At 39.5% G+C, this 24,731-nt stretch carries 40 protein-coding genes; 33 read left to right on the forward strand and 7 right to left on the reverse strand.

Annotation, left to right across the window (positions count from 1 at the left end):
* Positions 1 to 125 precede the first annotated feature (125 nt).
* From Q0954_RS18310 to Q0954_RS18320, 3 genes are all read left to right on the forward strand, one after another.
* Complete coding sequence (locus tag Q0954_RS18310; protein ID WP_299459042.1) at positions 126 to 299, forward strand: hypothetical protein; 174 nt, start codon at positions 126 to 128, stop codon at positions 297 to 299.
* A gap of 87 nt (positions 300 to 386) precedes the next feature.
* The gene (locus Q0954_RS18315) at positions 387 to 536 is read left to right on the forward strand and encodes a hypothetical protein (RefSeq protein WP_299459043.1); all 150 of its coding nucleotides are present in this window, start codon (positions 387 to 389) and stop codon (positions 534 to 536) included.
* 132 nt (positions 537 to 668) lie between these two features.
* The gene (locus Q0954_RS18320) at positions 669 to 1,235 is read left to right on the forward strand and encodes a hypothetical protein (protein WP_299459044.1); all 567 of its coding nucleotides are present in this window, start codon (positions 669 to 671) and stop codon (positions 1,233 to 1,235) included.
* A 71-nt stretch (positions 1,236 to 1,306) separates the two neighbouring features.
* Here Q0954_RS18320 and Q0954_RS18325 read toward each other — a convergent pair whose 3' ends face one another.
* Positions 1,307 to 1,438 carry a hypothetical protein gene (locus Q0954_RS18325; RefSeq protein ID WP_299459045.1) on the reverse strand — a complete coding sequence of 44 codons (132 nt, stop codon included), beginning with the start codon at positions 1,436 to 1,438 and terminating at the stop codon, positions 1,307 to 1,309.
* Between the two features lie 226 nt (positions 1,439 to 1,664).
* Here Q0954_RS18325 and Q0954_RS18330 point away from each other — a divergent pair, with 226 nt between their 5' ends.
* Complete coding sequence (locus Q0954_RS18330) at positions 1,665 to 1,907, forward strand: hypothetical protein (protein ID WP_299459046.1); 243 nt, start codon at positions 1,665 to 1,667, stop codon at positions 1,905 to 1,907.
* A gap of 100 nt (positions 1,908 to 2,007) precedes the next feature.
* Here Q0954_RS18330 and Q0954_RS18335 read toward each other — a convergent pair whose 3' ends face one another.
* The 4 genes from Q0954_RS18335 to Q0954_RS18350 all read right to left on the reverse strand — a co-directional run bounded on the left by Q0954_RS18335 (position 2,008) and on the right by Q0954_RS18350 (position 3,486).
* Positions 2,008 to 2,421: a hypothetical protein gene (locus tag Q0954_RS18335; RefSeq protein ID WP_299459047.1), complete on the reverse strand. Its 414-nt coding sequence runs from the start codon at positions 2,419 to 2,421 to the stop codon at positions 2,008 to 2,010.
* A 3-nt stretch (positions 2,422 to 2,424) separates the two neighbouring features.
* Positions 2,425 to 2,733: a hypothetical protein gene (locus Q0954_RS18340; RefSeq protein ID WP_299459048.1), complete on the reverse strand. Its 309-nt coding sequence runs from the start codon at positions 2,731 to 2,733 to the stop codon at positions 2,425 to 2,427.
* A gap of 11 nt (positions 2,734 to 2,744) precedes the next feature.
* Complete coding sequence (locus tag Q0954_RS18345) at positions 2,745 to 3,023, reverse strand: hypothetical protein (protein WP_299459049.1); 279 nt, start codon at positions 3,021 to 3,023, stop codon at positions 2,745 to 2,747.
* 268 nt (positions 3,024 to 3,291) lie between these two features.
* Positions 3,292 to 3,486 (reverse strand): DUF2158 domain-containing protein, encoded by a 195-nt coding sequence (locus Q0954_RS18350; RefSeq protein WP_299459050.1) that lies wholly within the window; start codon positions 3,484 to 3,486, stop codon positions 3,292 to 3,294.
* A 331-nt stretch (positions 3,487 to 3,817) separates the two neighbouring features.
* Here Q0954_RS18350 and Q0954_RS18355 point away from each other — a divergent pair, with 331 nt between their 5' ends.
* From Q0954_RS18355 to Q0954_RS18380, 6 genes are all read left to right on the forward strand, one after another.
* On the forward strand, positions 3,818 to 7,225 hold the full coding sequence (locus Q0954_RS18355) for a methyltransferase (protein WP_299459051.1): 3,408 nt from the start codon (positions 3,818 to 3,820) through the stop codon (positions 7,223 to 7,225).
* Between the two features lie 9 nt (positions 7,226 to 7,234).
* Positions 7,235 to 7,894, forward strand: a complete 660-nt coding sequence (locus Q0954_RS18360) for a hypothetical protein (RefSeq protein WP_299459052.1) — start codon at positions 7,235 to 7,237, stop codon at positions 7,892 to 7,894.
* Positions 7,895 to 7,900: 6 nt separating this feature from the next.
* On the forward strand, positions 7,901 to 8,599 hold the full coding sequence (locus Q0954_RS18365) for a peptidoglycan-binding protein (RefSeq protein ID WP_299459053.1): 699 nt from the start codon (positions 7,901 to 7,903) through the stop codon (positions 8,597 to 8,599).
* An 85-nt stretch (positions 8,600 to 8,684) separates the two neighbouring features.
* A complete protein-coding gene (locus Q0954_RS18370; protein WP_299459054.1) occupies positions 8,685 to 9,134 on the forward strand; it encodes a hypothetical protein in 450 nt (149 codons plus the stop codon).
* A gap of 100 nt (positions 9,135 to 9,234) precedes the next feature.
* Positions 9,235 to 9,573 carry a hypothetical protein gene (locus Q0954_RS18375; protein WP_299459055.1) on the forward strand — a complete coding sequence of 113 codons (339 nt, stop codon included), beginning with the start codon at positions 9,235 to 9,237 and terminating at the stop codon, positions 9,571 to 9,573.
* 3 nt (positions 9,574 to 9,576) lie between these two features.
* The gene (locus tag Q0954_RS18380) at positions 9,577 to 10,257 is read left to right on the forward strand and encodes a transglycosylase SLT domain-containing protein (protein WP_299459056.1); all 681 of its coding nucleotides are present in this window, start codon (positions 9,577 to 9,579) and stop codon (positions 10,255 to 10,257) included.
* Here the strand turns inward: Q0954_RS18380 and Q0954_RS18385 are convergent.
* The gene (locus Q0954_RS18385; protein WP_299459057.1) at positions 10,254 to 10,445 is read right to left on the reverse strand and encodes a hypothetical protein; all 192 of its coding nucleotides are present in this window, start codon (positions 10,443 to 10,445) and stop codon (positions 10,254 to 10,256) included. The two genes, Q0954_RS18380 and Q0954_RS18385, sit on opposite strands and share 4 nt — an antisense overlap.
* A 234-nt stretch (positions 10,446 to 10,679) precedes the next feature.
* On the opposite strand from Q0954_RS18385, the gene Q0954_RS18390 reads away from it, so the two are divergent.
* The 23 genes from Q0954_RS18390 (at position 10,680) to Q0954_RS18500 (ending at position 22,832) form a co-directional block, all read left to right on the forward strand.
* Positions 10,680 to 11,186 (forward strand): hypothetical protein, encoded by a 507-nt coding sequence (locus Q0954_RS18390; RefSeq protein ID WP_299459058.1) that lies wholly within the window; start codon positions 10,680 to 10,682, stop codon positions 11,184 to 11,186.
* 29 nt (positions 11,187 to 11,215) lie between these two features.
* Positions 11,216 to 11,638, forward strand: coding sequence for a hypothetical protein (locus Q0954_RS18395; RefSeq protein WP_299459059.1), 423 nt, complete (start codon positions 11,216 to 11,218; stop codon positions 11,636 to 11,638).
* Between the two features lies 1 nt (position 11,639).
* Positions 11,640 to 12,422, forward strand: a complete 783-nt coding sequence (locus Q0954_RS18400) for a hypothetical protein (protein ID WP_299459060.1) — start codon at positions 11,640 to 11,642, stop codon at positions 12,420 to 12,422.
* 3 nt (positions 12,423 to 12,425) lie between these two features.
* Positions 12,426 to 13,205 (forward strand): hypothetical protein, encoded by a 780-nt coding sequence (locus tag Q0954_RS18405; RefSeq protein ID WP_299459061.1) that lies wholly within the window; start codon positions 12,426 to 12,428, stop codon positions 13,203 to 13,205.
* Positions 13,206 to 13,216: 11 nt separating this feature from the next.
* Positions 13,217 to 13,459, forward strand: coding sequence for a hypothetical protein (locus tag Q0954_RS18410; protein WP_299459062.1), 243 nt, complete (start codon positions 13,217 to 13,219; stop codon positions 13,457 to 13,459).
* A 258-nt stretch (positions 13,460 to 13,717) separates the two neighbouring features.
* Positions 13,718 to 14,437: a hypothetical protein gene (locus Q0954_RS18415; protein WP_299459063.1), complete on the forward strand. Its 720-nt coding sequence runs from the start codon at positions 13,718 to 13,720 to the stop codon at positions 14,435 to 14,437.
* A 75-nt stretch (positions 14,438 to 14,512) separates the two neighbouring features.
* Entirely contained in the window at positions 14,513 to 14,872 is a 360-nt protein-coding gene (locus Q0954_RS18420; RefSeq protein WP_299459064.1) for a hypothetical protein, read from the forward strand.
* Positions 14,873 to 14,875: 3 nt separating this feature from the next.
* Entirely contained in the window at positions 14,876 to 15,157 is a 282-nt protein-coding gene (locus Q0954_RS18425; protein ID WP_299459065.1) for a hypothetical protein, read from the forward strand.
* A 17-nt stretch (positions 15,158 to 15,174) separates the two neighbouring features.
* Positions 15,175 to 15,486 carry a hypothetical protein gene (locus tag Q0954_RS18430; protein WP_299459066.1) on the forward strand — a complete coding sequence of 104 codons (312 nt, stop codon included), beginning with the start codon at positions 15,175 to 15,177 and terminating at the stop codon, positions 15,484 to 15,486.
* Positions 15,486 to 15,863, forward strand: coding sequence for a hypothetical protein (locus Q0954_RS18435; RefSeq protein WP_299459067.1), 378 nt, complete (start codon positions 15,486 to 15,488; stop codon positions 15,861 to 15,863). Before Q0954_RS18430 ends, Q0954_RS18435 begins: the two co-directional genes overlap by 1 nt.
* A 1-nt stretch (position 15,864) precedes the next feature.
* A complete protein-coding gene (locus Q0954_RS18440; RefSeq protein ID WP_299459068.1) occupies positions 15,865 to 16,566 on the forward strand; it encodes a hypothetical protein in 702 nt (233 codons plus the stop codon).
* 37 nt (positions 16,567 to 16,603) lie between these two features.
* Positions 16,604 to 17,722, forward strand: coding sequence for a hypothetical protein (locus Q0954_RS18445; protein ID WP_299459069.1), 1,119 nt, complete (start codon positions 16,604 to 16,606; stop codon positions 17,720 to 17,722).
* A complete protein-coding gene (locus Q0954_RS18450; protein ID WP_299459070.1) occupies positions 17,719 to 18,495 on the forward strand; it encodes a hypothetical protein in 777 nt (258 codons plus the stop codon). The genes Q0954_RS18445 and Q0954_RS18450 overlap by 4 nt, the downstream gene beginning before the upstream one ends.
* A 212-nt stretch (positions 18,496 to 18,707) precedes the next feature.
* Positions 18,708 to 18,905 carry a hypothetical protein gene (locus Q0954_RS18455; protein WP_299459071.1) on the forward strand — a complete coding sequence of 66 codons (198 nt, stop codon included), beginning with the start codon at positions 18,708 to 18,710 and terminating at the stop codon, positions 18,903 to 18,905.
* Positions 18,906 to 18,907: 2 nt separating this feature from the next.
* Positions 18,908 to 19,264 (forward strand): hypothetical protein, encoded by a 357-nt coding sequence (locus Q0954_RS18460; RefSeq protein ID WP_299459072.1) that lies wholly within the window; start codon positions 18,908 to 18,910, stop codon positions 19,262 to 19,264.
* A 5-nt stretch (positions 19,265 to 19,269) separates the two neighbouring features.
* Positions 19,270 to 19,533, forward strand: coding sequence for a hypothetical protein (locus Q0954_RS18465; RefSeq protein ID WP_299459073.1), 264 nt, complete (start codon positions 19,270 to 19,272; stop codon positions 19,531 to 19,533).
* A 1-nt stretch (position 19,534) separates the two neighbouring features.
* Positions 19,535 to 19,978, forward strand: a complete 444-nt coding sequence (locus Q0954_RS18470) for a hypothetical protein (RefSeq protein ID WP_299459074.1) — start codon at positions 19,535 to 19,537, stop codon at positions 19,976 to 19,978.
* Between the two features lie 5 nt (positions 19,979 to 19,983).
* A complete protein-coding gene (locus Q0954_RS18475) occupies positions 19,984 to 20,421 on the forward strand; it encodes a peptidoglycan-binding domain-containing protein (protein WP_299459075.1) in 438 nt (145 codons plus the stop codon).
* 10 nt (positions 20,422 to 20,431) lie between these two features.
* Entirely contained in the window at positions 20,432 to 20,827 is a 396-nt protein-coding gene (locus Q0954_RS18480) for a hypothetical protein (protein WP_299459076.1), read from the forward strand.
* A 160-nt stretch (positions 20,828 to 20,987) separates the two neighbouring features.
* Positions 20,988 to 21,230 (forward strand): hypothetical protein, encoded by a 243-nt coding sequence (locus tag Q0954_RS18485; RefSeq protein WP_299459077.1) that lies wholly within the window; start codon positions 20,988 to 20,990, stop codon positions 21,228 to 21,230.
* 181 nt (positions 21,231 to 21,411) lie between these two features.
* Positions 21,412 to 21,792, forward strand: a complete 381-nt coding sequence (locus tag Q0954_RS18490; protein ID WP_299459078.1) for a hypothetical protein — start codon at positions 21,412 to 21,414, stop codon at positions 21,790 to 21,792.
* A gap of 33 nt (positions 21,793 to 21,825) precedes the next feature.
* Positions 21,826 to 22,206 (forward strand): hypothetical protein, encoded by a 381-nt coding sequence (locus tag Q0954_RS18495; RefSeq protein WP_299459079.1) that lies wholly within the window; start codon positions 21,826 to 21,828, stop codon positions 22,204 to 22,206.
* Positions 22,207 to 22,280: 74 nt separating this feature from the next.
* Entirely contained in the window at positions 22,281 to 22,832 is a 552-nt protein-coding gene (locus Q0954_RS18500) for a M23 family metallopeptidase (RefSeq protein WP_299459080.1), read from the forward strand.
* Between the two features lie 494 nt (positions 22,833 to 23,326).
* Here the strand turns inward: Q0954_RS18500 and Q0954_RS18505 are convergent, their stop codons facing one another.
* A complete protein-coding gene (locus Q0954_RS18505; protein WP_299459081.1) occupies positions 23,327 to 24,628 on the reverse strand; it encodes a peptidoglycan DD-metalloendopeptidase family protein in 1,302 nt (433 codons plus the stop codon).
* Between the last annotated feature and the right edge of the window lie 103 nt (positions 24,629 to 24,731).

Raw genomic sequence — 24,731 nt, forward strand, 5'->3', positions numbered from 1 at the left:
TAAAAATAAGCCCAAGTGCCTATTTAGGACTTGAACAAGTTTCATTTTCTGATTCCCATTTGGGCGAAACGTAAGTAACTAATTAAACTAAGTGTAATATTTTATAATTTTAATATTTGATCCTTATGCAAATTAATAAAAACAAAAGTAAGAAAAAGTTGAAAAAATCCTTCAAAAAGGAAGAATTATCAATAAAACATCAACAAGTAATTAAAGGTGGATGTTGCATAGAACCGCCACCACCGCCACCACCACCTGCGGCAATGGCTTTTCCTGTTGTAAAATACAAGAAAAGCTAAATAAGATTAAGAAATAACCAGTATAACATTGTTAAAAGATTAATTTTTAAAGTTATGTTTAAATCCGTAAAGAATACAAAAAAATCTATGAAAGATTTTTTTAGTGTGGCTATAGCCACACAGAAAGCTATGCAAATAACTGGTGGTAATGGTAATAATAATTGTTGTGATAATGGTGAAATACCACCACCTGCGGCAATGTCTTTTCCGTTTCCTTTGAAAAACAAAAAAGGGTAAATCAAATTATAACAATGCTTTAAAGCTGAAAAAATGACAACGAACCGTTTATTTTTTCAGCTTTTTTTCATGTATGTTTTTTTGTGGTTTCAAACTGCTATATTTCGGTTTTAAACTACAAAACGTAATACAATGAGAAAAATTTACTTTCTAGCAGTGGTCACAGCGTTGCTATCAAGTTGCACACCACAAGTTCATTTGAAAAGTACGGGTAGGCTTACGTTGGCATCTACCAAAAACGTTGGTTTCGACAAGAAATATGAAGTACTCTCTAGGTCGGCTGGCTTTGACGAGAGCCAGGTAAAAGGGCTGGAGAACAGGAGTACAAAGCGAAAAACCAAAAGAAACATTCTTGAAAACTACGAAAAGCTCAAAAGCAACAACGTAGAGCAAGCCATTAACAATGTAATAGAAAGTGTGCCAGGAGGCATATACATGGAAAACGTAGAAATATTTGTGAGCACTGGCGGCAAAGTAGGGTCAAAAGATGTAAGTTTTGTGGCAAGTGGCGATGTATATGGTATGCCAGGCAAGGGCAAAAGTATTAGGGGTTTTTATGTGGGCTGCAAGGCTTTTTACCAAAAGGCTACTGGCACCGTGGTAGCTTTGGTAGATGATCAATATTGCCTTTTTCAGGCAAAGGGCAAACAAGAGCCTGAAAAACTACTATACGATGATTTGATAAAAGTAGGGAAATAAACAAAAAAGCCTCAGTACAATTGCTGAGGCTTTTTTGTGTTGTTTTTTTTAACTACAAAGTGCGAATATAGCTAATAAGCCGGACGGTACCTACTCTTTCTTAGTAATACCCTTAGCTCATCCATAGGCGCTACGCGCTGCATTTGTTGGGCTTGCCACCTTGCAAACCCGGTTGCTTTTAAATTACGTGATTTTTTTTGCATATTTGTAAAAAAATAACTTTACGGATGGTCTCTAAAAGAACGTTAAAACATAGCTTTTGTTTTCAAAGCACACTCCCTGTCAAAAACCCTCTCTACAGCCCACATACCAAAGAAATCCTCAATTTCATTTTGTATTTGGTTTGGCACTGCTACTTTTTTTGTAGCTATAGTCTACCAAAATTACCTGTTATTTGGACGTTAAATGTTAAAAAATAATAACGGTTATATGAAAACACTGCAAGACATATTGTACGATGACCTGGTAAGAACCCGTGAGCATTTTGCAAAGCTCAAAAAAAAGCGAGACAATGACCCTACCGAAGCGTGGCTCAGGCAAACGGTGGCCGCCAGATTGCAATTGCCCAAGGACACTACCATAGCTAACATAGTGCAGAAACTAAAGCAAATGAGCGAAGAAGAGCAAAAGAAGGCGCTCAAAGGCATAGTAACAAAAAACCCTGATCATTGACGATGACCAGGGTTTTTGTTTTAAATTTATAGGGGAATTCACATAACTACCCAAAGTTAGCGAGGTTTTTTGGGTGTTTTATCCTTAGAAGTGAGGATGTTTAGTAATTCTTTGTTACTTGTACTATATCTTTGCCTGTATCTACCATTAGTAAGGCTACTCCCCAAGCCAGTGTACCAGAGCCAATATTACCCAAAAGTATATACCCCACATAGCCCCAGAATTTCCTATCGTGCTTATGTGCCAGGTAAATGGATACCAAAAAACCCGCTAAAAAAATAAAAGCCTGTATTACCAGTATTTCTTTAGCCTTTTGTTTTTTTAGTGCGTCGTAGGTGTAAGAGCGTTGTGGGATTTGGTTAGTATATTGCCCATCGTATTTTTGCCGTTGCTCAAAAAAATAGTCCAGGCGAGATTTAAACCCTTCTCCTTGTTGTTGTTCCGTTTCATACACCCCATGATCTTCCAGGGCATTGTTTATGGCTAAGGCATCTCCGTTGTCAAATCCAAACATACGCTACTTCTTTTTAATCTTGATAAAAACCCCCAGTACAACCCCCACTAAAAGACATATATCAAACCAGTCTAAATTAACACTAAAGCTTACCCCACGCTGTGGGAGCGCGGTGGTATAGTTGTAATGGTACTGGCTTGGCAGGGGGGGTAAGAGTGTTTCTGGCGATGGTATTTGTTTTGCCACTTCTTTTGTAGTAGTACCTGCATTGCGGCAATTGCTACAGGTTGGCTTTTGCGCCCGTGGGGTGTTGCGTCCCCTTTTTTTGGTTGTTTTTCTTTTTTCGTTGGTTGTTGCGGTTGTTTTGCACATAGTGTGAGTGTTTATTTTTTTGAAATGTAAATGAATAAGCCAATTAGAACGGCAGCCCCTACAATGGCCAAGGCAATTTTTTGGTTATTTTGTTTGCCTGGCTTGGGCGTGGTGGTAGCAGTGGTAGTTGTTTTTACCGGCCCTCGTTGTTGGCTGGATGGGTCGCCATAAGCCACATTTTGTGGGGTTTCCCATCCTTCGGTGGCGTCGCCTTCGTGGTATTCGGGTTGCCCGTCGTTGTACATCTCAGGCGAGTCGGTTTCGCCCGTAGTATTATGGTATAATGCCATCTGGTGAAAGTTTAAGGTTGTTTGCATCAAAAAAAGCCCTGCAAGTGCGAGGCTTTTTTTGATCAATATATATACCCCAAAGAAAGATGTTTTTTGTGGCACTAATCCTACAAAAAAACAAGTAGTACCAAACGAGGCACAAAATAAAATTGAGGGTTTTTGGGGTTTACGGGGTGTAAGGAGGGTTTTTGGGTTTTTGTTTGGGGGGACCTTGTGATGTGGTTACTACCTTACACCACAAGGTTTTATCCTTAGAATCAATGATTTGCTAATTTTTTATCAATGTCCTAATATGAAACTCAGCTTCTTTTACTTCATCACTTGAATCAAACCATTTGCAAAGAACCTGATTGTTGAAATGACCCGAATGTGGACTTTTTAAAAGCTCATTCACAACCATTGTAGGTCCACCTGTCTTTAACTCTACAACATCACCTTCTTTTAGTTCTGCGTTATCTGACATAGAATTACATTTAAGATTAAAAGATTATACGAGGTTGTAATTTACGAAATCTTTATTCTTGAAAACAGCTTTTGAAAAGGAAATATAAGGAGTAAAACAAGGTAATAGTAAACAGAAAGAAGTTATTACTCCCTGAAAATATTTTGCCCTGAATCTTTCGTAAAATATTGAACAAAACGAAGAAGCAAAAGAAAAAACCTGCTCTACTGGCTGGAAATAGCCCAAAACCCACAAACAAAAAAAATGAGCCTTGCTTACCTGTTTGCCTCGCACGAGGGTTTGACCTTCCTTTGTAGCGTTTTTAAGCCAAAACAAAACGCTTTTTTTTAGAATGCCCAAACAATCGCAACAAAACAGATTTTCAGAACTTAAGGAGATTCCGCGAAGTAAGATCGTGACCAGGCGCGCGCTTTTTCAAGGCCGGCAGTCTAAATGGTCACAAGAATCTGTAGATAAGATTGTAAATGAGGGCTACGACAAAAGCCGAGAACCAATAGAAGTATGGTATGACGAGCAAACAGACGAATATGTAGTCGTTTCGGGGCATAGCCGCTTTGAGGCATCCCGCATTTTGTTGGAAGAAAAAGGCGACAAATCGCTGGAGACTTTGCCTGTCAAAGTCTTCTTGGGCGATTTGGAAAGTGCTATTGAGTACGCTGTTTTGGAATCAAACCGAAGTGGTACCGCTGAGGGGTTGCTATCTGACATACAAGCATTCAAAATTGCCCGTGAAAAAGGTTGTGTAGGCGAATGCCTAAGAGGGTATTTCAAAACAAATACCTACATCAATTCATTACAACGTTTGGCAAACCTCAACCCAAAAGGGTTGTTTTTGGAGAAACTTGCAAACGCAGCAGAAACGAAGAGTTTTCCAAACCTCCAAAAGTACGCGGAGTGGATAGGAGAACTAAGAAAGCAATATCCGGCTCTTACAGACAGCCACGAAAACGAGGTGTTCAATTTTTTGTACCTGAGTGGCAACAAGAAAAAGTTACCACAAAAAAAGGAGGACTTTGTGCAGCCAATAGAGCGGGCTTTGACAAATTTCTTTTTTGATAAGAGTAAACCGTTGAACCTGCAAAATTTTGCAACCAAAACACCTTACACCATTGCAGCCGATGCCCAAAAAAAAGAATTGCAACAAAAGATTGATAATGCCGAAAAACGCATTAAGCAATTGCGCGGGCTAATTGCCAAGGCAAAAAAAGAGAAAAAACAAAAGCTTGTAACACAATTTGAAGAAGAAATTGCCAGGCGCAACAAAGAAATAATTGCACACAATGAGCGCATAGAAAAAATTACCAGTGGTGCAAAGCAAGCTGAAAAGCAAGCCCCTGGCTTGTTTGATGATTTGCATGAAGAAGAAGAAAGTGTTGCGGGGAAGAAAGAAAAAGAACCAAATCAAGCACCAGAGCCAGAAGAAGAAGGAGCACCTACCGGAGAAAAACAAGAAAAAACACCAGTGCAAGAAAACGAGGAAGATCAAACCACAAAAGACGACATTCAACTCATAGATTACTCTGAGAAAAGCATCGCTCTTATGGGCAATACAAAGCCCTACGCTGAAAAGTTGGGGCGCAGGGGCTTGGGAGGAAAATTCAATAAGCGGCTTACCCACCCAAAAACGGGCGAGCGGTTTATGGGGTGGGTGTTTCCTGTGGCAAAAAAAGAAGTAGTAGAAGAGTTTCTGCTGACAAAAGAGGTGGCTCCACAGGAGGAAAATGGAGAGCCTACTCAAACAGAAAAAAAATACACACAAAAGGTCAAATTGCCTTTTCGCCAGCACTTAGAGGTACTTATTACGCTCAAAGAACTAGAAGAAGAAATACAAGACAGTCTAGGAAAAATCGGCGAGGAGGCAACCTTTGGCACGGGTTGGAAGCACATCATCACGCCAGAAGGGGGATTTCAATATAATACAGAAGAAGGGTACAGCGTAACCCCAAAGCTTTCGGTACACCAAGTAGGAGAGCTTATCTATGTATATGCTGAGTATGCTCAGAGTGAGTCTCAACAGTTGAGGCATGTAAGAAAAGCCACAAAAGTTAAGAAAAGTGAAAAAAAAGAAACCGTGTATGGGCAAGAAAATATAGAGACTATCAGTCAAAAGCCAGCGGTGCGAGTACCAACTCGTCTTTTTGTACCAAAGGATAAACGTAAGCCTTATTATGATTTTGGAAATAGGGATACAAAAGTAAGAGGGGATGTGCTACGAATGGAGGTACTACTTGGCAAGATGAAAATTGTGCAAACATACGGATGGAAGCCACTTGAGGGCTATTATGGCACTCTTGAAGATAGTATTTGGTATGTACCCAACCCAAACGAGCTGCCGAGGGTGTTCTATACAGAAGCACCGTACTGGCAATACGGCAGTGAAAGTGTAAGCTGGAGAAATGCAGCAGAAGGATACAGTTTAATGTACACGGGCAAAAACACCCCTGCTTACATTGATTTTTCTAAAAAACTTGACAAAGAAGGTAACAGAGAGTTAAGCGAAGAGGACAAAGAAAGGCAACGCCTTGCCAGAATTAAAAAATTTAGAAGTAAAGCTGAAACACTTAGAAGGTGGAATAAGCAAAAAAAGGCTGAATTAAAACACCAACACCGAAATACGCCAAAAAGAAACAAAGAATGGAAAAGTAAGGATGTTGAAGCCGACATACATGAAGAAACAGCCGAAGTCTACGAAGCAATTGCCAATGCTTTAGAAAGCAAGACTATATCGCCTTTGCTGGATAGGGTTTTTGTGTCTCCAAAGGAAAACCCTATATACTTTTTACTGCCTCAAAGAGATGGTTCCCGCGAGGGTTATTATGGCGTGTTTCGAGACACACGACCAGAGTACCAAAACTATAAGGATAACCCAACACCTTATATGAAAAGTCTTGGCGAAAAATATGGGCTGACCTCATATGAGGATTGGGATAATGTACACAAGGAACTAGAGGATTTACTTGGAGGGGAAGAAAAGAAGGCAAAAGATGAAAAGAAAAAGCGCGAACAGCGCCTGAAAGAACTAATTGACGAATGGAGATTTAGTAAAGAAGATGGCTTTCATCCAACACCTGAAGAAATCATTGAAGATATGGTAGACGAGGCTGATATTGAGCCAGAAGATACCATTCTAGAGCCAAGCGCAGGCTTGGGACACATAGCCGAAGAAATAAGGGAGGACCACCCTAAAAACTCGCTTGAGGTCTTGGAGAAGTGGGATTCTTTGCGCGAAATATTGGAGCTAAAAGGGTTCTCGGTTGTGGGAAATGATACACTCAAGCATTATAAAAAGTACGATAAGGTGCTTATGAACCCTCCATTTGAGAAGGGGCAAGACATTCAACATGTCCAACATGTGTATGAGCATAACTTGGAGCCAGGGGGACGCTTAATTGCAATCATGTCTAGAGGAAACTTTGACAAAAACTCTAGGCTAAAGGCACGCCAACAGTTCAATACATGGCTTGATGAAGTTGGTGCACATGTGGAAGAACTTCCTGAAAACGCATTTAAATCATCATTTCGTCCTACTGGTGTACAAACCAACATGGTAAAAATAGATAAGCCAGAAGACACAACACCAACTCCAAAAAACCAACAAAAGCCTATTGCTGGGAAGAAAGAAAAAGAAGTACAGGAAGCGCCTAAGCAGGATAATACATCAAACAAACGAAAGGCAATAGCCTTGGCAAAAGCAAAAGAACGAGAGAGAAAAAGACGACTTAGACTAATCCAGATATAAACAAACGCTATGGCATTCAAAGATAAAAACCTAAAAAAATTAGCGGACATTGATGCTTCAAAATACAGCAGCAACAAAGCCCTGAAAGACGAAATTGAGAGTATTCAAAAAGATTTGGCTTATTACCAAGAACAAGATTTCACAGAAGAGGAAGTACTTGAGGTGTTGGATGATAACCACACTCTTTTGCTAGAAAAAATAGCCGAAGCTGACAAGCCCACACCAAAACCAAAAAAGGCAGCCACACAACCCAAAATTAAAAAAGTAGACAGGGCAAAGCTAGTTGCTACAGATGTTACCAGTTGCCGGAGGGTAATTAACCTCTATGAGCGAAAAAAAAGGCAAGAAAAGATTGAAGAGTTGAAAGCTAATGCTTTGGCAAATGCCAAAACCAGTAAGGAAAAAAAAGAGATTGAGGCACGCGATTCTATCAAAGATTTTGAGCCTAAGAAAACAGTGCCCGAAGTTGTAGAGCAACGCCTTGAAAATATTATTGAATACGTGATTCAGCAAAGGGCGCTCACATTCGGCACAGAAAAAAAACTAAGAAAAAAGGCGCTGAAAAGTGTCAAGGACAAAGAAATGAAAAAAGTTGTCAATGGCATAAAACAGCTAATTTTGAACGAAAGCCGAGAGGCATACACTGAAATAATCTCAAAAGTAATATAACACACTATGAATATTATACTAAAAATTGGCGACAAAGGTGACCAGGTGCGCTGGCTACAACGCAAATTGCGCATAATGGATGATGGCTGGTTTGGCGTAATCACCGAAAAAGCGGTGAAGGACTACCAACGCGAAAATGACTTGTTAGTTGATGGTATAGCAGGTCCCAAAACACTTGCTACATTAGGCTTACAGACTGGTAATGCTGCACAGTGGATTTGCGTACACGTAAGCGCTACCCCTGAAAATGCTACAAGCATTGATGCCCGTTGGGTGAAGAATTACCACATGGGCATAATGAAGTGGAATAAGCCAGGCTACCATTTTGTGATTGAACAGGATGGTACACTAGTGGAGTTGTGGAAACTAGACTTGTCTGATGGCATCCAAAAACAAGAAACTACCTATGGCATTGGCGGATGGAGAGATGCTGCCGCAGTGAATATCTGCTTAATCGGTGGGCTTAACAGTCACGGACAACCCAAAGATACACGAACGCCCGAACAACGCAAAACCCTAGATGCACTTACCAAGGCATTGCTCAAGGAAGCTCCAGCCGCCAAGTTGGTAGGGCATAATCAGTTTTGGAATAAGGCGTGCCCTTGCTTTTCGGTGCCCAAATGGGCAAAGGAAACCTTAAGGCTCAAAGACGAAAACATAGAAACACAGGACCCATTCGGGTACGCTCGCACATTCAATGCCTAACCCTAAGATCAATCAACCAGCAAGCAAAACCTGGTAATGGGCAAGCCCGTTGCTAGGTATTTTTTCAACAAAGCAAAAAACCACTATGGGACGCAACAAACGTTATCCTCATCAAATTCTGATGGATGAGGAGAGTATTGATATTGACACATTGCCAGACGAAATCCAGAGAGCTATCGTCATCTTTGAGCGAGGAGACAAAAAAGATGCAGGGTATAACCCTGAACTTGAGCCACTGTCAGAAGAAATTGAGGCGCAAATACGTGATTGGATGGACGAAGAACTAGAAGCAGATGAAGACTGCCCGTGTAAGAATCCAAACGTACATGCCATTTTTGTACTATACTATGGTGATGGAGTAGAAGAGGTGACCAGACAACAACTGAAGGCACTCGGCTTTGACACGAAAATACTCAATCGCCGAGGGCGACCACGCGAAGAGGTAGAAGTAGGTGACTACAAACTCAAGCGTCAAGGAAAAGGCAAACAAGAAAAGTACAAAGTAGAAGAAACAGAGCCAACCGAAGCCGAATAATCTTCTATAGTATAAGTATTTTGTAGCACTCCCTTGGGAAGTGAAACAAAATAATGTATGCAAAAACATCATATTCAACCACAAACTATTTTTCACAGCTATGAAAGAATTTGGTAATCAAATGTCTGCCTGGATAGTAGGTACAGGCATTACAATATTTTTGGGTGTTGCCCGTATTCTTCAAATGTTTGCAAAGCATACCAACAAGGATGCATTGCAGCAACGGGACATTGACCAATCAAAAAAAAGCATAGAAAAGCTTGATGAGCGCACTTTTGTTTTCAACAAAGACATGGGGTCAGTGATCACTGAAAACAAATACCTGAAAGAAAACAATCAAAAATTGGTAGAAGAAAATCAAAGTCAAAACATCGAAATAGCAAAACTCAAGGATCAATGGAATGAGTTTGACAAACGACTTATCAAACTCGAAAAGTAAGCGATGGCACTCCCATACGAAAATATAGCCCTTAACCGCTATGGTCAAGGATTCATTACCAAAGTCAAAAACATATCCAAAAACCTTGGAATCAAACCTTCCTGGCTAATGGAAGTAATGAATTCTGAATCTGGGCTACGCCACGATATTAGAAATAACATTGGTGCGGTAGGGTTTATACAATTCTTGCCCCAAACAGCATACGGGCTTGGCACCAGCCCTGACTCACTGGCAAATATGACAGGAACGGCACAACTGGACTACGTACAAAAGTACTACGCACCCTATTCGGGACGAATGAAAAACCCAATCGATTTGTATATAGTTGCTTTTTACCCTTACGCATTAGGGAAAAGCGATAATTATATAGTAGGAAGTGAGCAGGGCGATGCTTACGCACGGCTTGTGAAGCAACAAAACGCACCTTTTGACCTCAACAAAGATGGTTATGTGAGTTTAGGAGAGTTTAGGAGATTCGTTCGGAAAAAATTCAAGAATTTACCTGAATCGGATTTTACGGGTGGTTTTTTAGGTTTAGGAGTGGATAAGGGAAAAGTCTTTGCCATATCAGGCTTTGTACTACTAGGGTTAGTCTTGGGCATTTACTACTTCAGAAAGCAAATTTTTGGCTTTTATAAAACGCAAGCCAAAAACTTGCAAAAGGCTGTCGACAAAGTAGTCTAAGCGGCAACTTTTAAAGTAGTTGTTTGCTCCTCTTTTTTAGCCCTATACCAATCCATCAAAATCCGACGAACTAGTGCCGACTCGAAACGGTCGCCCGTAACTAAAGCTTCGCTATTGAGCATTGCTTTTACTTCGCTTGGTAGCCAAGTTTTCACTTGCACCATATTATTTTTTGTAGAGGCATTCATAACAGTTCATGTTAGGTTTTTAAATAATTCCCCTGCAAATATAGCTAAAAAACAATGTTTTGATACTAGACTGGTACCAGTCTAGTCCCAAAACATTTGCACTCCTATTTTTTACTCAAAATCCCCAACATAACTTTAATCCAACAACCGAAAATTTCAAAAATGCAAAGCAACAACATTGAATTAGCTGGCTTGAGCTACATAAAAAAAATAGTAGCCGATTACATAAAGAGTATGAGTAAAAAACACCAAACAGGTGTAAAACTCATTCTGGCAAATGACTACAGACTTGAACCTTTAGGTGGATCATATATTTATATAGTCAATTCACAAGGTCAAGTACTGGAAGAAATTAAAGTAGAAACTTTACTTGAGAACATAAAACAAAAAGGAACTAACACTATAGAGAAAAACAAAGCAATACTCCAAGTTGCAGGGCAATATGCAAAAGCCAAAGAAGCCATAGAAAGCATTGACCCAAAAGGGCAAAGCGGGTTGCTCTATGATTACATTGCTGACAAGGAAGAAGCACTTAACGCTAATAGCATTAAGGTAATTGTAAGTTGCCTAAGCACACAAACAAAACCACGTACACCAGGCATGCATAGAAGAAAAAGAGAAGTATTGCACTACCAAATAGCAAAATACACTCCTGAGCCTGAATTACTAGATTCAGGGGAGTTTGAAGACCTTATTAGTAAAGTTACTACCGTACTTATTCAATCACAAAAAACAGTATGATAACGGTATATGGAGACATTCAAAACTCTATGGATAATATTGTAGGTGTGGTAGGTCCTAGTCGTTTCCTACAATTACTTAAGATCATAGAGAATGCAAACAACCTAGAAGCAATCAATAAAAAAGAAGGCTCAAAAGAGCAATCAATTGCTGATTTCATTCTGGAAAGGGTAGCAGAGGAGTATAGTATAAGTGCCAAGCAAGTGCTAGAAAAAAGGAAAAATGTTGAGGCTAAAATGGTTGCTACAAACCTAATATATCATTACTCCAAACTATCCATGACAGAGGTAGCGAAAGTAATGGAATATTCAAGCACTTATATGGTATGGAAGCATATAGATGATATGAATACAATTATTCAATTAGAAGGTGTTTATACATCAATAAAAGCCAAATACGAAGCAATAAGCGTAAAGACAGAAACATTCATTAAAATGCTTGAATTAAATTGAAATGACAGAAGATAAACAAGCCGAAAACCCGCTACCAAACTTAGAAGAACATCCGCTCCTTGCACCAGTAGACCCAGAGCAACATGTAGTAATTGATAAAACAAACATTCCTCTACCCAAAATTGCAGATGAGGACAAAGAAGACAAAGAAAAAGAAATTACAACTATTGCTGGGAAGAAAAGAAAAGAGAGGGAGAATGCAAGACTAAACGAAGAACAACCTCTGTATCAGAAAACAGAAAAGGAGAAACCAAAACAGTTTGTTCTACCAAGCAACGATACAGAAGACAAGGCTAAGTCAGAAGAAAGTTTTGAAGAAAACATTGAAAACGACCAGCTAAACAACTTCGAGTTTTCAGGTGGCGGGAACATGTTTGCTGATACAGCTATAGGTCTTATCCAGACATTTTTACCATTACTGGTTAGTAACTGGATACAAATTGACTCAATGGAAATACTAAAAGCTGAAAAGCAAGAAATAGTACCACTAGGGTCATTTGAACGTGTTAATAAGGTTAATGACCGCAATAAAGACATGCTAAATGAAACTATCTCTCAAGGAACAAGGCAAATACAAAGACCACTTGAAGATGTGTTATCCAAGCGATCTATTGAACCAGGACCAGAGGCAAGCCTAATGATGGCTTTAGGTGTTTTTGGATTTTCAACATTTTCTGTAGCTAGAGATATACGAAAATCAAACAAAGCATTCTTGGATGACCTAATAGATATACAAACTAAAAAACAAAAAGAAAACAAAAAAAAGAGCGAAACAAAAAAATAGACTATGGCAAAGGTAAGAACGAGAGGTATTGAGGTTGCTATAGGTGAACAAGGTGTAGGAAAAACATTTGTAGCTGTAAACTACGCAGAGGCTTATACCAAAAAGCACAATGAGCCTGTTGTTGTCTTTGATCCAAATAGGGAGAAAGCCTACGCACACTGGGAAGAGGTAAAATTAGCTGACGTTCCATATTTGACAGGACAAGGTTGTTATCGCGTATCCCCAGTAGATGAATATGGTGAACATACTGATAACCTTCTACCAATATTACTATACCTCTTAAAATGGTTTAGCAATGGGTTGTTAATAGCAGAAGATATTAACACTATTTCCGTTGGACTAGCAACACATGCACTAATAAAAGTTATAGTAAATGTGAGGCACAAGGGACTTGATTTGCTGTTGAATTTTCAAAGCCCAAGGGCAGTAGCTCCACGCATACTCGATAACCTGAAATGGATTAGGTTGCATAAATCAGCATCATTTAAAAAGACAGTAGAAAACTACGAATCAAAACGAATTGCAGAACTAATAATAAGGCAACAAGTCAAAGAAGGTAATTATAGATGTTATCTGTACCTAGACCACGCAAAAAACCTCATCAAAGGAGCCAGCAATCATCAAATAAAAATGGCTGCACGCGAATATTTAACTGAAAATATAAGCCAAGTAAAGCAGACAATTTATGTAAAGCTAAAGATTAAAAAAGACAGCGAAACTGCAAGAGAAAAAGCTTTGAACTACTACCTGAAAGAGAAAAATTATTTCCAACCTTATTTCTAAAAACCAACACTATGGAATATAACAACCCACAGCAAGCAATAGCACACTTTAAAAAGCATGTACTACCAACACTTACGTTTGAAAGTGAGCAAGAAAAAAAACAAACGATGGCTTATGCCAACCGACCAATGGGCGACTGGAGCCCCAATAAAATCAATCAGTTTTTGGAAAAATACCCAGAACATTGCCAAATAACCTGGCAATACAACTTTTCGGAAAAGGTTGAGCAAAACGAAGAAGCAAAAGAAAAATAGTGCTTATCTGGCTGGAAACAGTTAAAACACCACAAACAAAAAATTTTAGGCTTGTGTGGGTGTTTGCGAGAAACTTCGCAAATGCCTTACTTGCCAACTGAACACAAAACACTATGAACATTATTGATATGGCGAAAGTTGCCTTAGTTGTTGCCATAATCGTTGGCGCAAATGATTACTTAATCAGACCTGCACTTGACAAAAAAGAAAGGTAATTCCTATAGGTTCCTTATCGCTTAATCCAATCAGCAAATAAACATGAGAAAAGACAAGATGAATGCATTGCGAGCACAAGCAATGCAGGAATATACAAACTTCACGGGTGTGTCTGACAAGCCGCTCGTAAATGTAGTACCACAACAAGGCTACTCACATTATACAGCACACGATAGCCATTATAACATGGCAGGGGAAAAGATCACTGTGGAGAAAGATGGTGAAAAAGCAAGCGTGAAACGCATTCAAGAAAATGACCGCACCTACAACTTACGAATAGTAAACCTTGATACGATTAACGATCAGGAAGTAGAGCTATTTAATGCTTTCACGAATTTGAACGAGCCAAATCAGGGCAATAACCCTGATCATATTAACATTACTAGCAAAGGTTGGGATTATAGAACAATATTGCAGAGTTCTACTGTCAACAACTTTGTTATTGGAAGTTGCCGCATAATGGTTGGTGATACTAACCAACTTACCGAAGATTTCACATTAACTGAAAAACTTGAAGGTGGAGGTATTAAACAAACTCCTGTAGACATTGCCTCAGAAATAAACCCCGAATACAACACTGATAAAGTTGTAGACCTGAAGCGCCTTGACTGGTTGATACATGGACACTCTGGCATTAAGTTTAAGTTGCTGAAAGGTCAGTATATAAACCTTATAATGAAGGTAAAGCTACGTGGAAACATAGCCAACACATTGCAAGGTATTCCAGTAGTTGAAGCAGCTACCAGCACCTTCAGAAAATAAAGTTTGAAGTAAGAAAATAAAGGCTGTCTAACTTAAGGCAGTCTTTTATATAATAACTCTAAAAAGCTTCAAATTATGGAAAACACACATTTGTCCGCATTAATTGCATACACTACTACAGTAAACACAAATGCTGTGGTAACCTTCCTAAACTCTTACAGTGTCCAAATACCAGAAAGTGTAAGTACAGAGGCTATAAAACAGTATGTAATACAAGCTATAGCAGAAAATGACGGCGCTTTAGAAGCCTTTCTTGACCTGCACCCGGAGCGGGAAGATTTTGCAACGAATATTATGAATAGTTCTCAACCAGCCAGCACTTCAAACCCAACCATTACCACAGAAAAATATTGGAACGAAAAGCGTATCAAAATTAGCGTGCTTGTTTCGTTAATGATTGGGCTTGCCGTGCTTTTGGCAATCAAATTTGAATAGCTTATGGCATTAGGAGCAATATTAGGAGGCGCTGGGGCAATTGTCGGAGGGATTACAGGCATATTCACATCGAAGAACAATAGAAAAGCAGCCGAAGCCAAAGCCCACAGCGACCAGGTGGTATCGAAAAACCAGCTTGAGGCCGTGAAAATTCAAGCCGAAACTGACAAATTGAACGCTCTTCTCCAGGTAAGGATGAGTGAACAAAAATCGAAAGACCAAAAAATGACACTCGCCTATGTAGGCGCATTCGTTGTAATCCTGCTGATTTTCTTCAAAAACTGACCTAAAAAAAACCAGTAATGTTCAGAAAAATAAAATGGAAATGGTGGAATGCCACCGGATACCGTAGCCGAATTGCAAGGCTAAGGGCTGAAAGGCAAAGGCTGGAACCTACTCTCAATCTGGGGTTGCCTCGCACAATAAGCAAAAAAGAAAAAGAAATTCTAAACGAAGAGTTGCCTAATCCTACCCTACCAACCGCAACTGGAGTGCAAACCACCAATGGAGGCAACAATAATACAATGATTTGGGGAATCGTTGGTGGAGCTGTGCTTTTGGCTGGAATCATCGCAACCATCATCATAATCAAAAAAAGGAAAGGAGATGAATAATGGCTAATCGTAACAATGACCTGAGTTTTGAGTTGAGTGAGGATGAGTTATGGATGATCGATGATAAAAAGTTCGAAGAACATTTTGACGAAGGAGAGATTCCGACTGTTCAGGAAAAAAAGCCACAAACAGGCTATAAAAAAGCTGGTGTCTTCTACCTGCTCAACGATATAGGAGACATCTTTGGGAAAGCGGTTGATATTCGCAACAAGATTTTGCACGGACCACAAGGACAAAATCAACCTCCGACAGGGATCAATTACCAGCCACGCCCACAAAAGCCAGCCCCTAAGAAAAACCACTTGCCATTGGTAGCAGGTGGGGCAGTGTTGTGTTTAGCAGGCGTTCTAATCTATCAAAAAACGAAATCAGGTTAATATGCAAAAGACAATCTATTTCAACACAAAGGATTTGCCCACACAGCTTCATATTACGGTCAAAACTCCAAGTGGGGCAAATGTAAGAATTGTAGGTTATGACCCAGAAAAGCCTAATACTGTTTATTTCTTTTTGGAACAAAAAATAAGGCTGAAAACACTCACCTTGCCAATGCCAATCTCCCCCAAAAAACTAGCAGTAAGTATAAGCAGTCAGGGCGAATTCAGTATTCATCACGCAAAAATTGGGATGATCAAACCAAGCAAAAAAATGCTTCGGCTTACTGGGCAAACAAAGAACTTCATTCGCCACGCTTTTGATTTTGCCGAAAGTTGTGGGTACCTGGAACAAGGTAATACATACAGTAATGATGCAGGTGAGTACCCTATACATTACTACCCCACACTGCAAAAAACGCCCGCAAGAATCCACAAAGAAACGGGGCATATACAAGTAAGTGCCGAAGACTTTCGTCGCTATACTATCCCCATGCGGATGTTTGTGCTTTTGCACGAATGGATGCATTGGAGCAAAAGTACTGGAAGTGAAATCAAATGCGACCTTGAGGCAGCAAGGGTTTTTCTTGGGTTGGGATTCCCAAAATATGAAGCTATGGTAGCAGTCACGGAGGTACTACACGACAATCATGATCACATCACAAGAGTAAAAGCACTACAAAAGTTTATCAGAGAGTACAACTAAAAATCACTAATTATTTTGCTGGGAAGAAAGGAAAAAGATGTTTGATCTCATTACTAAATACACAGGCGGACACCCGCTCAGGCTTGATGACCTGGAATTGATAATGAATGCAATTGCTACGGGCTTTGATGCGTTTGGAATGGGCATAGGTGGAGGACAAAACACCATCTTAGCAGGTGCAGAATTAGCACTTACGTCTAATTCTTGGGAAATATCAGAAGGGTATGTGTACGCTCAAAACGAAGTCTTTTTCGTGCCCGAACAAAAGGGAAGTATAGTACCTGGCACAACCGCTTATTTGGAGATTGCAGAAATACCAGCAGGTCAGCCAACCACCTACGAAGATGGAAAAACCCATCAAGTACATGTTGAAAGGTTGATGAAACTGGTATTTGCTGACCAATCGAATGAAAAGCGAATACCTTATGATTCTTTTCAGAAGAATAATCTTGGTGACATTAGCCAAGACTATTATTTAAGGAAAGATGAGGTTAACGTCTATTTTACGGCTGTAACCGCAGATGTAGAGGACTTAACAACCGATATGGTAGCTGTAACGGCTGATATGGAAGATCATGCCATCCAGCTTGAGGCAATTAATCTCGATATTAATGACATTCAACTTGACCTAGTGGCGATTACCGCAGATGTAGAAGATCATGCGAACGATATAATAGCTCTCACCGCAGACGCTGAATACGCCGCAAGAAATCTTGTGCCGTTAGGCACTATTGTAATGACCGACGAAGTCAGCTTTTTTGACGCCAATGGCTATGGCTTATCAAACAGTACTTGGTTTGGTTGGGCATTATGTTGGGGGCAAGCACCAGGAATACCAGACTTAAGAACAAGGTTCATATATGGAGCAGGGACAATCAATTCAGGGCTAGGAAGTGTAGGAGGGAGAAACGAGGTGGTTTTGTTGGAGGAAAACTTGCCAGCACACAACCACCATGCGCCAGAGGGATACAACTTATTTCTTCGCAGAAGTAAGACAGGCGAAACAACAACAACAGCAACGACCGATGGCAATGGTTCGGGGACTGAGCCAAGCCTGGTCAATGGGATTGAAGCGTATACTGTAGGACAGAATAAGCCATTTTCGACAATGCCCCGCTATTACACTCTAGCATATGCAAAAAAAATATCCGCATGATGAGAAGCATCACAACCACCATACGTAACCCCTCCCCTACTCCCAAAAAGATCACTTTTTTTGGTCGGTTTTTGGGCATTCCTACCATACAGGAATTACCAATTATCTATCGAAGGGAGGAAGACTTGGGCAGCCTACCAGATGCCGAGCAGGTATTTGTATACCAGCAAAAAGAAAATGAGAATGCTCCGATAATTTTGAAGGCTAACGAAGTTCAGGCAAACACAGTTGATCCGGGATTTCGTCGGCTTGAGAACGAAGTGCTGACGAACCCCATAAGGATTTTGGGCATCAAGATACGCTCAAGTAATCAGGAACAGTACTTCAATAGCAACCTGACTTATGTACAAAAAAGTGCGGAAAGCAGTAGCGAAAGCAGGGTAACTATTACAACCGGGTATAATCCCTCTCACAACAACCCTGTATTGGAGTTGAGTGATGGGAATCAATTCAAAAACTTGATTTTCGACGGTTCATCCTACTTGCAGTTGGAAAACTTACAACCTAACACAAGTATTACAGTAGAGTTTCAGTATATCACTCAACAGGATGTATTGCAGCAACAAGGAAGTGAAGAACCTAACACACTCACACCCCCAAAAGAAGAAGAAACTCAAGAAATAGATACACGCAATTTTTTCAGGCGCTGGTTTTTCTGGACAGGAACGGGCAAGCGCCCTTGGTGGTCTTATGTGGTTCACCCGGTTTGGTTTCCTATTTCGCTTGTTGTTTTGGTTGGCTTGATAATTTGGATCGCCAACCATGACGAATAACAAAAAACGCAAAAACGTCCAGTACATAATACAGAAGTACATATCACACTTTTTCATTTTGTACCTCGTTTGGTGCTACTCGTCAAAAACCTTGAAATACAAGCCTAATCAAAAGAAATTTACATTCATCAATCAATCAACCAGCTTTTTTCCCTTACCTAGAAATCGGTATTTCACAAAGGTTCAACTGGGAAGAAAGAAAAAATACAGCTATGGCAAGGATAAAACTCACAGGTAAACGAAAAATAGAAGCAAGAAAAAGAATTGCCACCATCAAAGAATGGGGTGATCGGGCATTCAAAAAAAATGGCAAGCGAAATTTACCCCCCAAACAAGTAAAATTAGCCAAAGAATGGCTTGCTGAAATTCGACAATGGAGAATTGAAGCTGCAAAAGCACAAAAAAAATAATTATGCCAGAAACAATTGACAACCTGCCACATGAGTCTTCTTCTGCCAATCACTGGATTGCTTGGCACAAAGCCCTTAAAAAGCGCTATGGCAACAAGTCAGCGAATTTGCTTTTTTCGCAAGCGTGGGAAGAAAGAGGCGAGGATTATGCCAATACAACGCAATTAAGAAACTATGCCAAAACTCAAGGGATGGAAATTGAGGGGGATAGCATTTTTTCAGGAGTTTCAGACAACGTGAAAAATACCTGGTCAAGCTTAAACAATGGCTTCGCAGGGATTGGCGCGTCGGCAGCCCTTGCCATTCTTGTCGTACTTGGCTTGATTGGATTTGTAACCTACAAGGCTATAAAAGATTAAAAAACATGATTTCAATACCAATAGATAGAAGCATACAAGCACAAGAAACAGACTCCGAAAACCAAGCCGAATTCTCTGGTTTGGTAGATGGAGCCGCCAGCATTGCGAAAGTCACCATATTCGCAGGAATTATAATGGTTGGGGCTATTATAGCCCTCATCATATACATCACCGTGAGAGGCGGAAAAGCCGCCGCAAGGAATCCGGAACGCGCAATGGACTTGGCTGAAAGAGGCGTAGGCATTGCCGCAAAAGCAAAAGGGAGATAGTATGGAAATGGATAGAAAAACGCAGTACCTGGTAGCAGGTGGTATTGGGGTGATCATTATCATTGTATTACTTACCCGAAGCAAAGCTATCAAAAAAAGAAACGCGCAGGAGATAGCTCAAATACAGCAACATTTGGAGGATGGTACTGGAGGAATCGGCAATAACTCAGTACAAAACAACCTACATAACATCATACCAGACTATTACACTGGAGTATTAGATGATGCAAGAAACATATATAATGCTAGAGCCTACTGGTTAGGATATTTTTTTGACAAAGACTCTGTAGTGTTAGATACATTAAGAAACAAAACAAAAAGCCAGATAGCAGCACTACGGCAAAAATTTCAAGAAAAATACGACAAAAGCTTTGACGACTTTCTTGACTTCTTGTCTGACGAAAACTATGATCTGGCTATGGATATTATTCAAAACGCACCCTAACTTACATGACTGACAAACAAAAAAAACAAATTGGTGCCATTGCGGGCATTGGCATAATAGGTTTTCTTATCTGGTACATCTTTCTGGATGGGAAAGAGAAAATTAAGGTAGCAATGCCCCTGAGAAAAAAGAAAACACCCAGACTGGATTATGGGTCAGGCTCTAGTTCTTCTGGTGGCAGCTCAGGAAGTTCAGGGCAAATCAGTAGTGGTTCGTCTGGTGGGTATGGTTACAAAGCAGAATATCCAATGCAGTTTGGAAGTAAGGGTGAAGATGTAAAGGAATTACAACAAGCACTGCACGATGCTAACTTTTCGCCTGGTGCAATAGACGGTATTTGGGGACAGAATACCCAAAAAGCAATGGAGAGTGCATTGGGGAAATATGGCATACCAACAATTAGGCACTATGAAGATTTGAAATATGTATTGAACAACCTTTAACAAATGTAAAATGAAAGTAGAAGTTGATAAGAAGAAACTAATGATTGGTGCAGGCATTCTGGGAGCAATTGCCTTGCTCATTTTGGGCGTGTACTTTATGAACAAAAGAAAGAAAAAAATTCAGATTGAATATAGTACAGGCGAACTCGATGAGCAAACAGAAGACCGGGAACAAACCTCGGTAGACGAGGCTTCACCTTTCCCCCTATCAGCAGGTAGTAAGGGGAAAGAAGTGGAACAATTGCAGTTATACCTGCTAAGAAAACACGGTTTGGAATCAAAGTATGATGGAGTCTTTGACCAAATCACACAAGACAATGTAAAACGCGCATTAACCACTGAGCAGGTAAGCCAAGAAGTATTCAAAGAAAAAAGAATGTCCGATTACAAGACATTTAAAAACTAACCAGAAATGAATTTCATTGATAAATTAATAGGGTCAGAAGGGATAAAGACAGATAACCGCGTAACTGTCAATATCAAACTTGAGAACGACTTCTACTACAAGCTATTTCTTACTTGTTCAGCCATTTTTCTCGCGTATTTTTCAATCAAATCACTATTCAATGGCAGTACAAACTAGATTCAAACAGCTGAATAATGAAACATGGGAAATGCCAAGTTTCACCGTTGGGGTAATTGTCTGCATGTCAGACTCACAAGGAATCGTGAAATTGATCAATACGAACGGTGAAGAATTTTTCCTTGTACCAGGAATGACTTTGGGCTTTAGCTTTATGGCTAAGTCAAGAGAACCAATAACAATAGATGCTACTAATGGAATAGCACAAGTAGCTTGGGAGAACTAACACTATGCAACAAGACAAAAGACTACAAGTTTTTTACGCAGTAGTTGGTGGATTTTCGCTTATTTCTGCATTGCTATCCATCTATGTAAGCGCAAAAAAAATAAAACAAATAAAAGAGTCTGGAGAGCCTATTCCCAGATGGCTAGAGATTCTACTTTTTTAACACCAATATTATTCAACAATGAATGTATCAATGCCAAGTGTGTCAGAAGGAGGTAATGACAAAAATGTTAACAATCCTTTTTTTCCAAAACCAGAGGAATACCAAGAAGTGGCAATAGTCAACCAAACAATCACTATCCCAAAGGATTCAAAGGGTATACTCATTCAAGGCAATAGAGTTCAACAAATTATACCAGAAGTTGGGGCGGAAAATCACCAACTGGTAATGGTTAGAGCAGCACCAGGGTACAACACCCTTATAATAAGTCAAGGGGTAAAAATGAATACAATATATGGAACAAGAGACATATATTTGAGAAGTCAAAGTAACGATTTTACAATACTGTACCCTATCGATGGACAATTTTACGAATTATTGAGAGGAAGGTACGCAGACTAATTCAATCAGTTTTTTTTATTAAAATTCAACACTATGAATAATCTCAAACGAAGTAGGCTATTTTTATTAACAGCCTCTCTCCTATTCAGTTTCACAATGTCAAGTTGTAGCGAATTCGGAAAAGGCTTCTATGCTTATAAGCTCAAACAAGGACGCAAAAATCTTGAAAAAAAGTTTCCTTATATCAAGCTAAAAATGGTCGTAGATCAAGAAGGAAACTACAAGCTCTACTCTACTCAAACAGGATTGATTAAGGCTTTTCAAATCAAACCAAGCAATCAGGGCGATACAGTCAATGTATATTTAAGTCCAGATTATGATTACCTTGAAGAGAAGCTATACCATTTCGGGGTAAACCAGGCTAAAAAAGCCAAAAAAAAATGGGAGGATAGAAAAAAAACAAAACTCCCATAAAATTCATTCACCAGCAAAAACAAAATCCACTTGGCAAAGTCTTGTGGATTTTTTTGTATCAAAAAAAAACAGCTATGAAGTTAACACACCCGCTAAAAAACGAAGGAGTAATCACCAGTACCTACAAATGGCGAGGTAATCACTTCCACCCTGGCATAGACATCGCAGCAGGAATGGGTACCCAAATTGTCGCAGTGGCATCAGGTATAGTAGTACAAGCTAAACAAGGTTGTAACGTAGGGCAAGCCTACTGCAATAAAGGCCTAGGAAACTATTGTGTGATTGACCATAAAAACGGCTACTACACAGCTTATGCACACTTAACAGACCTGCACACGAAAGAGGGGCAGAAAGTGCGTGGAGGAGATGTAATAGGGACAGAAGGAAGCACAGGATATTCCACTGGCTCACACCTGCATTTTGAACTACGAACCGACCTCAACCTTGTGCAAAAGCCAGGTTCCCTTGACCCCTACCCTTACCTATATGAAGGTAAAGAGCTACCTATTTCAAAAAACAACTATTTGTTTGAAATAGTAGCTACAATACTAGTTGTTGGATTAATAGCAGTAATCTACAAAAGAGGAGTATTTACAAAAATTAAGAGCAAGATAATAGGACAGTAATCTTTTTCTTTCTTCCCAGTAAAGCTAAAGCTTATTCTTTTGTAGTAGTGTGTAGTAACTAAGTAGTAAGAGTAAATATTAACACCTTACTACATATAAACCACTGATAATAAGAAACTTATAACCTTTGTAGTAATGTAGTAAGGTGTTTTTGATATTTTCAAGGTAAAGACTTACAAATAAAATCCGTGCAGTTTTATAAATGCCTGTTAAACAAGGCTTTCCATTTTGGGTGAGTGACAAAAGTTACAAGGCTTAAAAACACCTCTGTGTGCTGCATACGGGTATTTTGATGTATCCCCCCCTCGCCACTATAACATACTAAAACCCTGTAAGTTAACTACTTACAGGGTTTTCTACTTTAGATCGTGTATTGAAAACTGCAGTTTTTGTGATTTCAATGAAAATCACCTATTAACATAATCTACCTAACACTTAGCCTAGCTTCTTTAAGGACTCCCCTATTACAAAGTACATTTGATAAACTCAAACCACTACCTTCTCAACCAATGTATTGGGTTAAGCAATTTACTGTTTTGCCATATTTGGAACTGTAGCTGAGATACACCTCCTTTGCTGGTAAATACTTTTCCTATGACCTGCCCGGTTTTTACCACGTTTCCAGGTCTTACCCTTACATTTTTCATTTTAGCATATACAGTAAAGTAGTTACCATGTTGAATCATTACTACTTTGCCAACCATTCCTGGAATAGTAGCTACTGTAGATACTTTACCTTGGTATACAACCCTCACCAACGCTCCCTTTTTGGTCTGAATGTCTATGCCTCGGCTTTCTATTTTTACATCTTTAAACACAGGATGTTTATGCGTACCAAACCCACGTACTACCACCCCTGATACAGGATATTTTAAATGCCCTTTTTGTCGGGAAAAACTTTGGGCATTTTTTTTACCCGAAGCACTCAACTTTACTGTAGGGGCACTCTTACGTCCAGTACCCACTCTGCCTTTGCGTCGAGTACCTGTGCTTGACCTACTTCTACCTCTCACTACATGGGTAATTAAACGATTTAACTTACTCACATTACGACGGCTATAACGAATATCGCGACGTAACTTTTTTTCTTTAACAACTAATTTTTTGATAAATGCCTTTTCTTTTTTTTCAAGGCTTCGTAGCGTATCTCCTTCTGAGAGTTTATTTGCCAACAATGTTTGTTTCTGTGCCACAGTTTGTTTCAAAATATCTCGCTGATTCAACATACTGATTTTGAGCGTACGAATTTTATTCGCTTGTTTTTTACGCACCTTAGTATATTGTTTTAAATACTGAATACGCCCATATAATTGATTGATATTGCGAGAGGAAAACAACAGGCTGAGGTGGTTATAATTATAGTTAGCTTTGGCATATACATGCAGCATACGTGCATAAGCAGACTTTAAACCGTTTAGCTTTTTTTCTGAGACTTTAATTTTATCCTCCAGCTTTGAGATATCAACCTCTGTTAGCTTTATTTCGGTCTTAAGTTCACTTACCAAGCTCTCTTGTGCTTTTATCTGTTCTCTTATAATTTTGAGCTGTCCTATGTGGTTACTCTTCTCTGAACTGACACTTTTTAAGCTCGATATTTTTTTTTTCAGATATTTTATTTTTTTCTTTTTTTGCTGGACTAACTGCGTTTTTCGGCGTTTGCCTTTTTGACTATAACCTTGCCAATAGTTGGCAAACAACAAAGCCAATGCAGTTACTACTCCCAGGAATAGCAGGTATGCCTTTTTACGGAAAAAGTGTCTCAAAGCCATTATTCTCAAAATAGATTTTTGCTCCATGGTTTTCCTGGGTTTATTCAAAGCAAGTGTTTGTAAACAGCCAATTTAACACAAAATAAAAGCCCTGACAAATACCACTTGTCTCAAATCAGGGTTTTGTCAG

Source organism: uncultured Microscilla sp., assembly GCF_947493425.1.
Classification (GTDB): domain Bacteria; phylum Bacteroidota; class Bacteroidia; order Cytophagales; family Microscillaceae; genus Microscilla.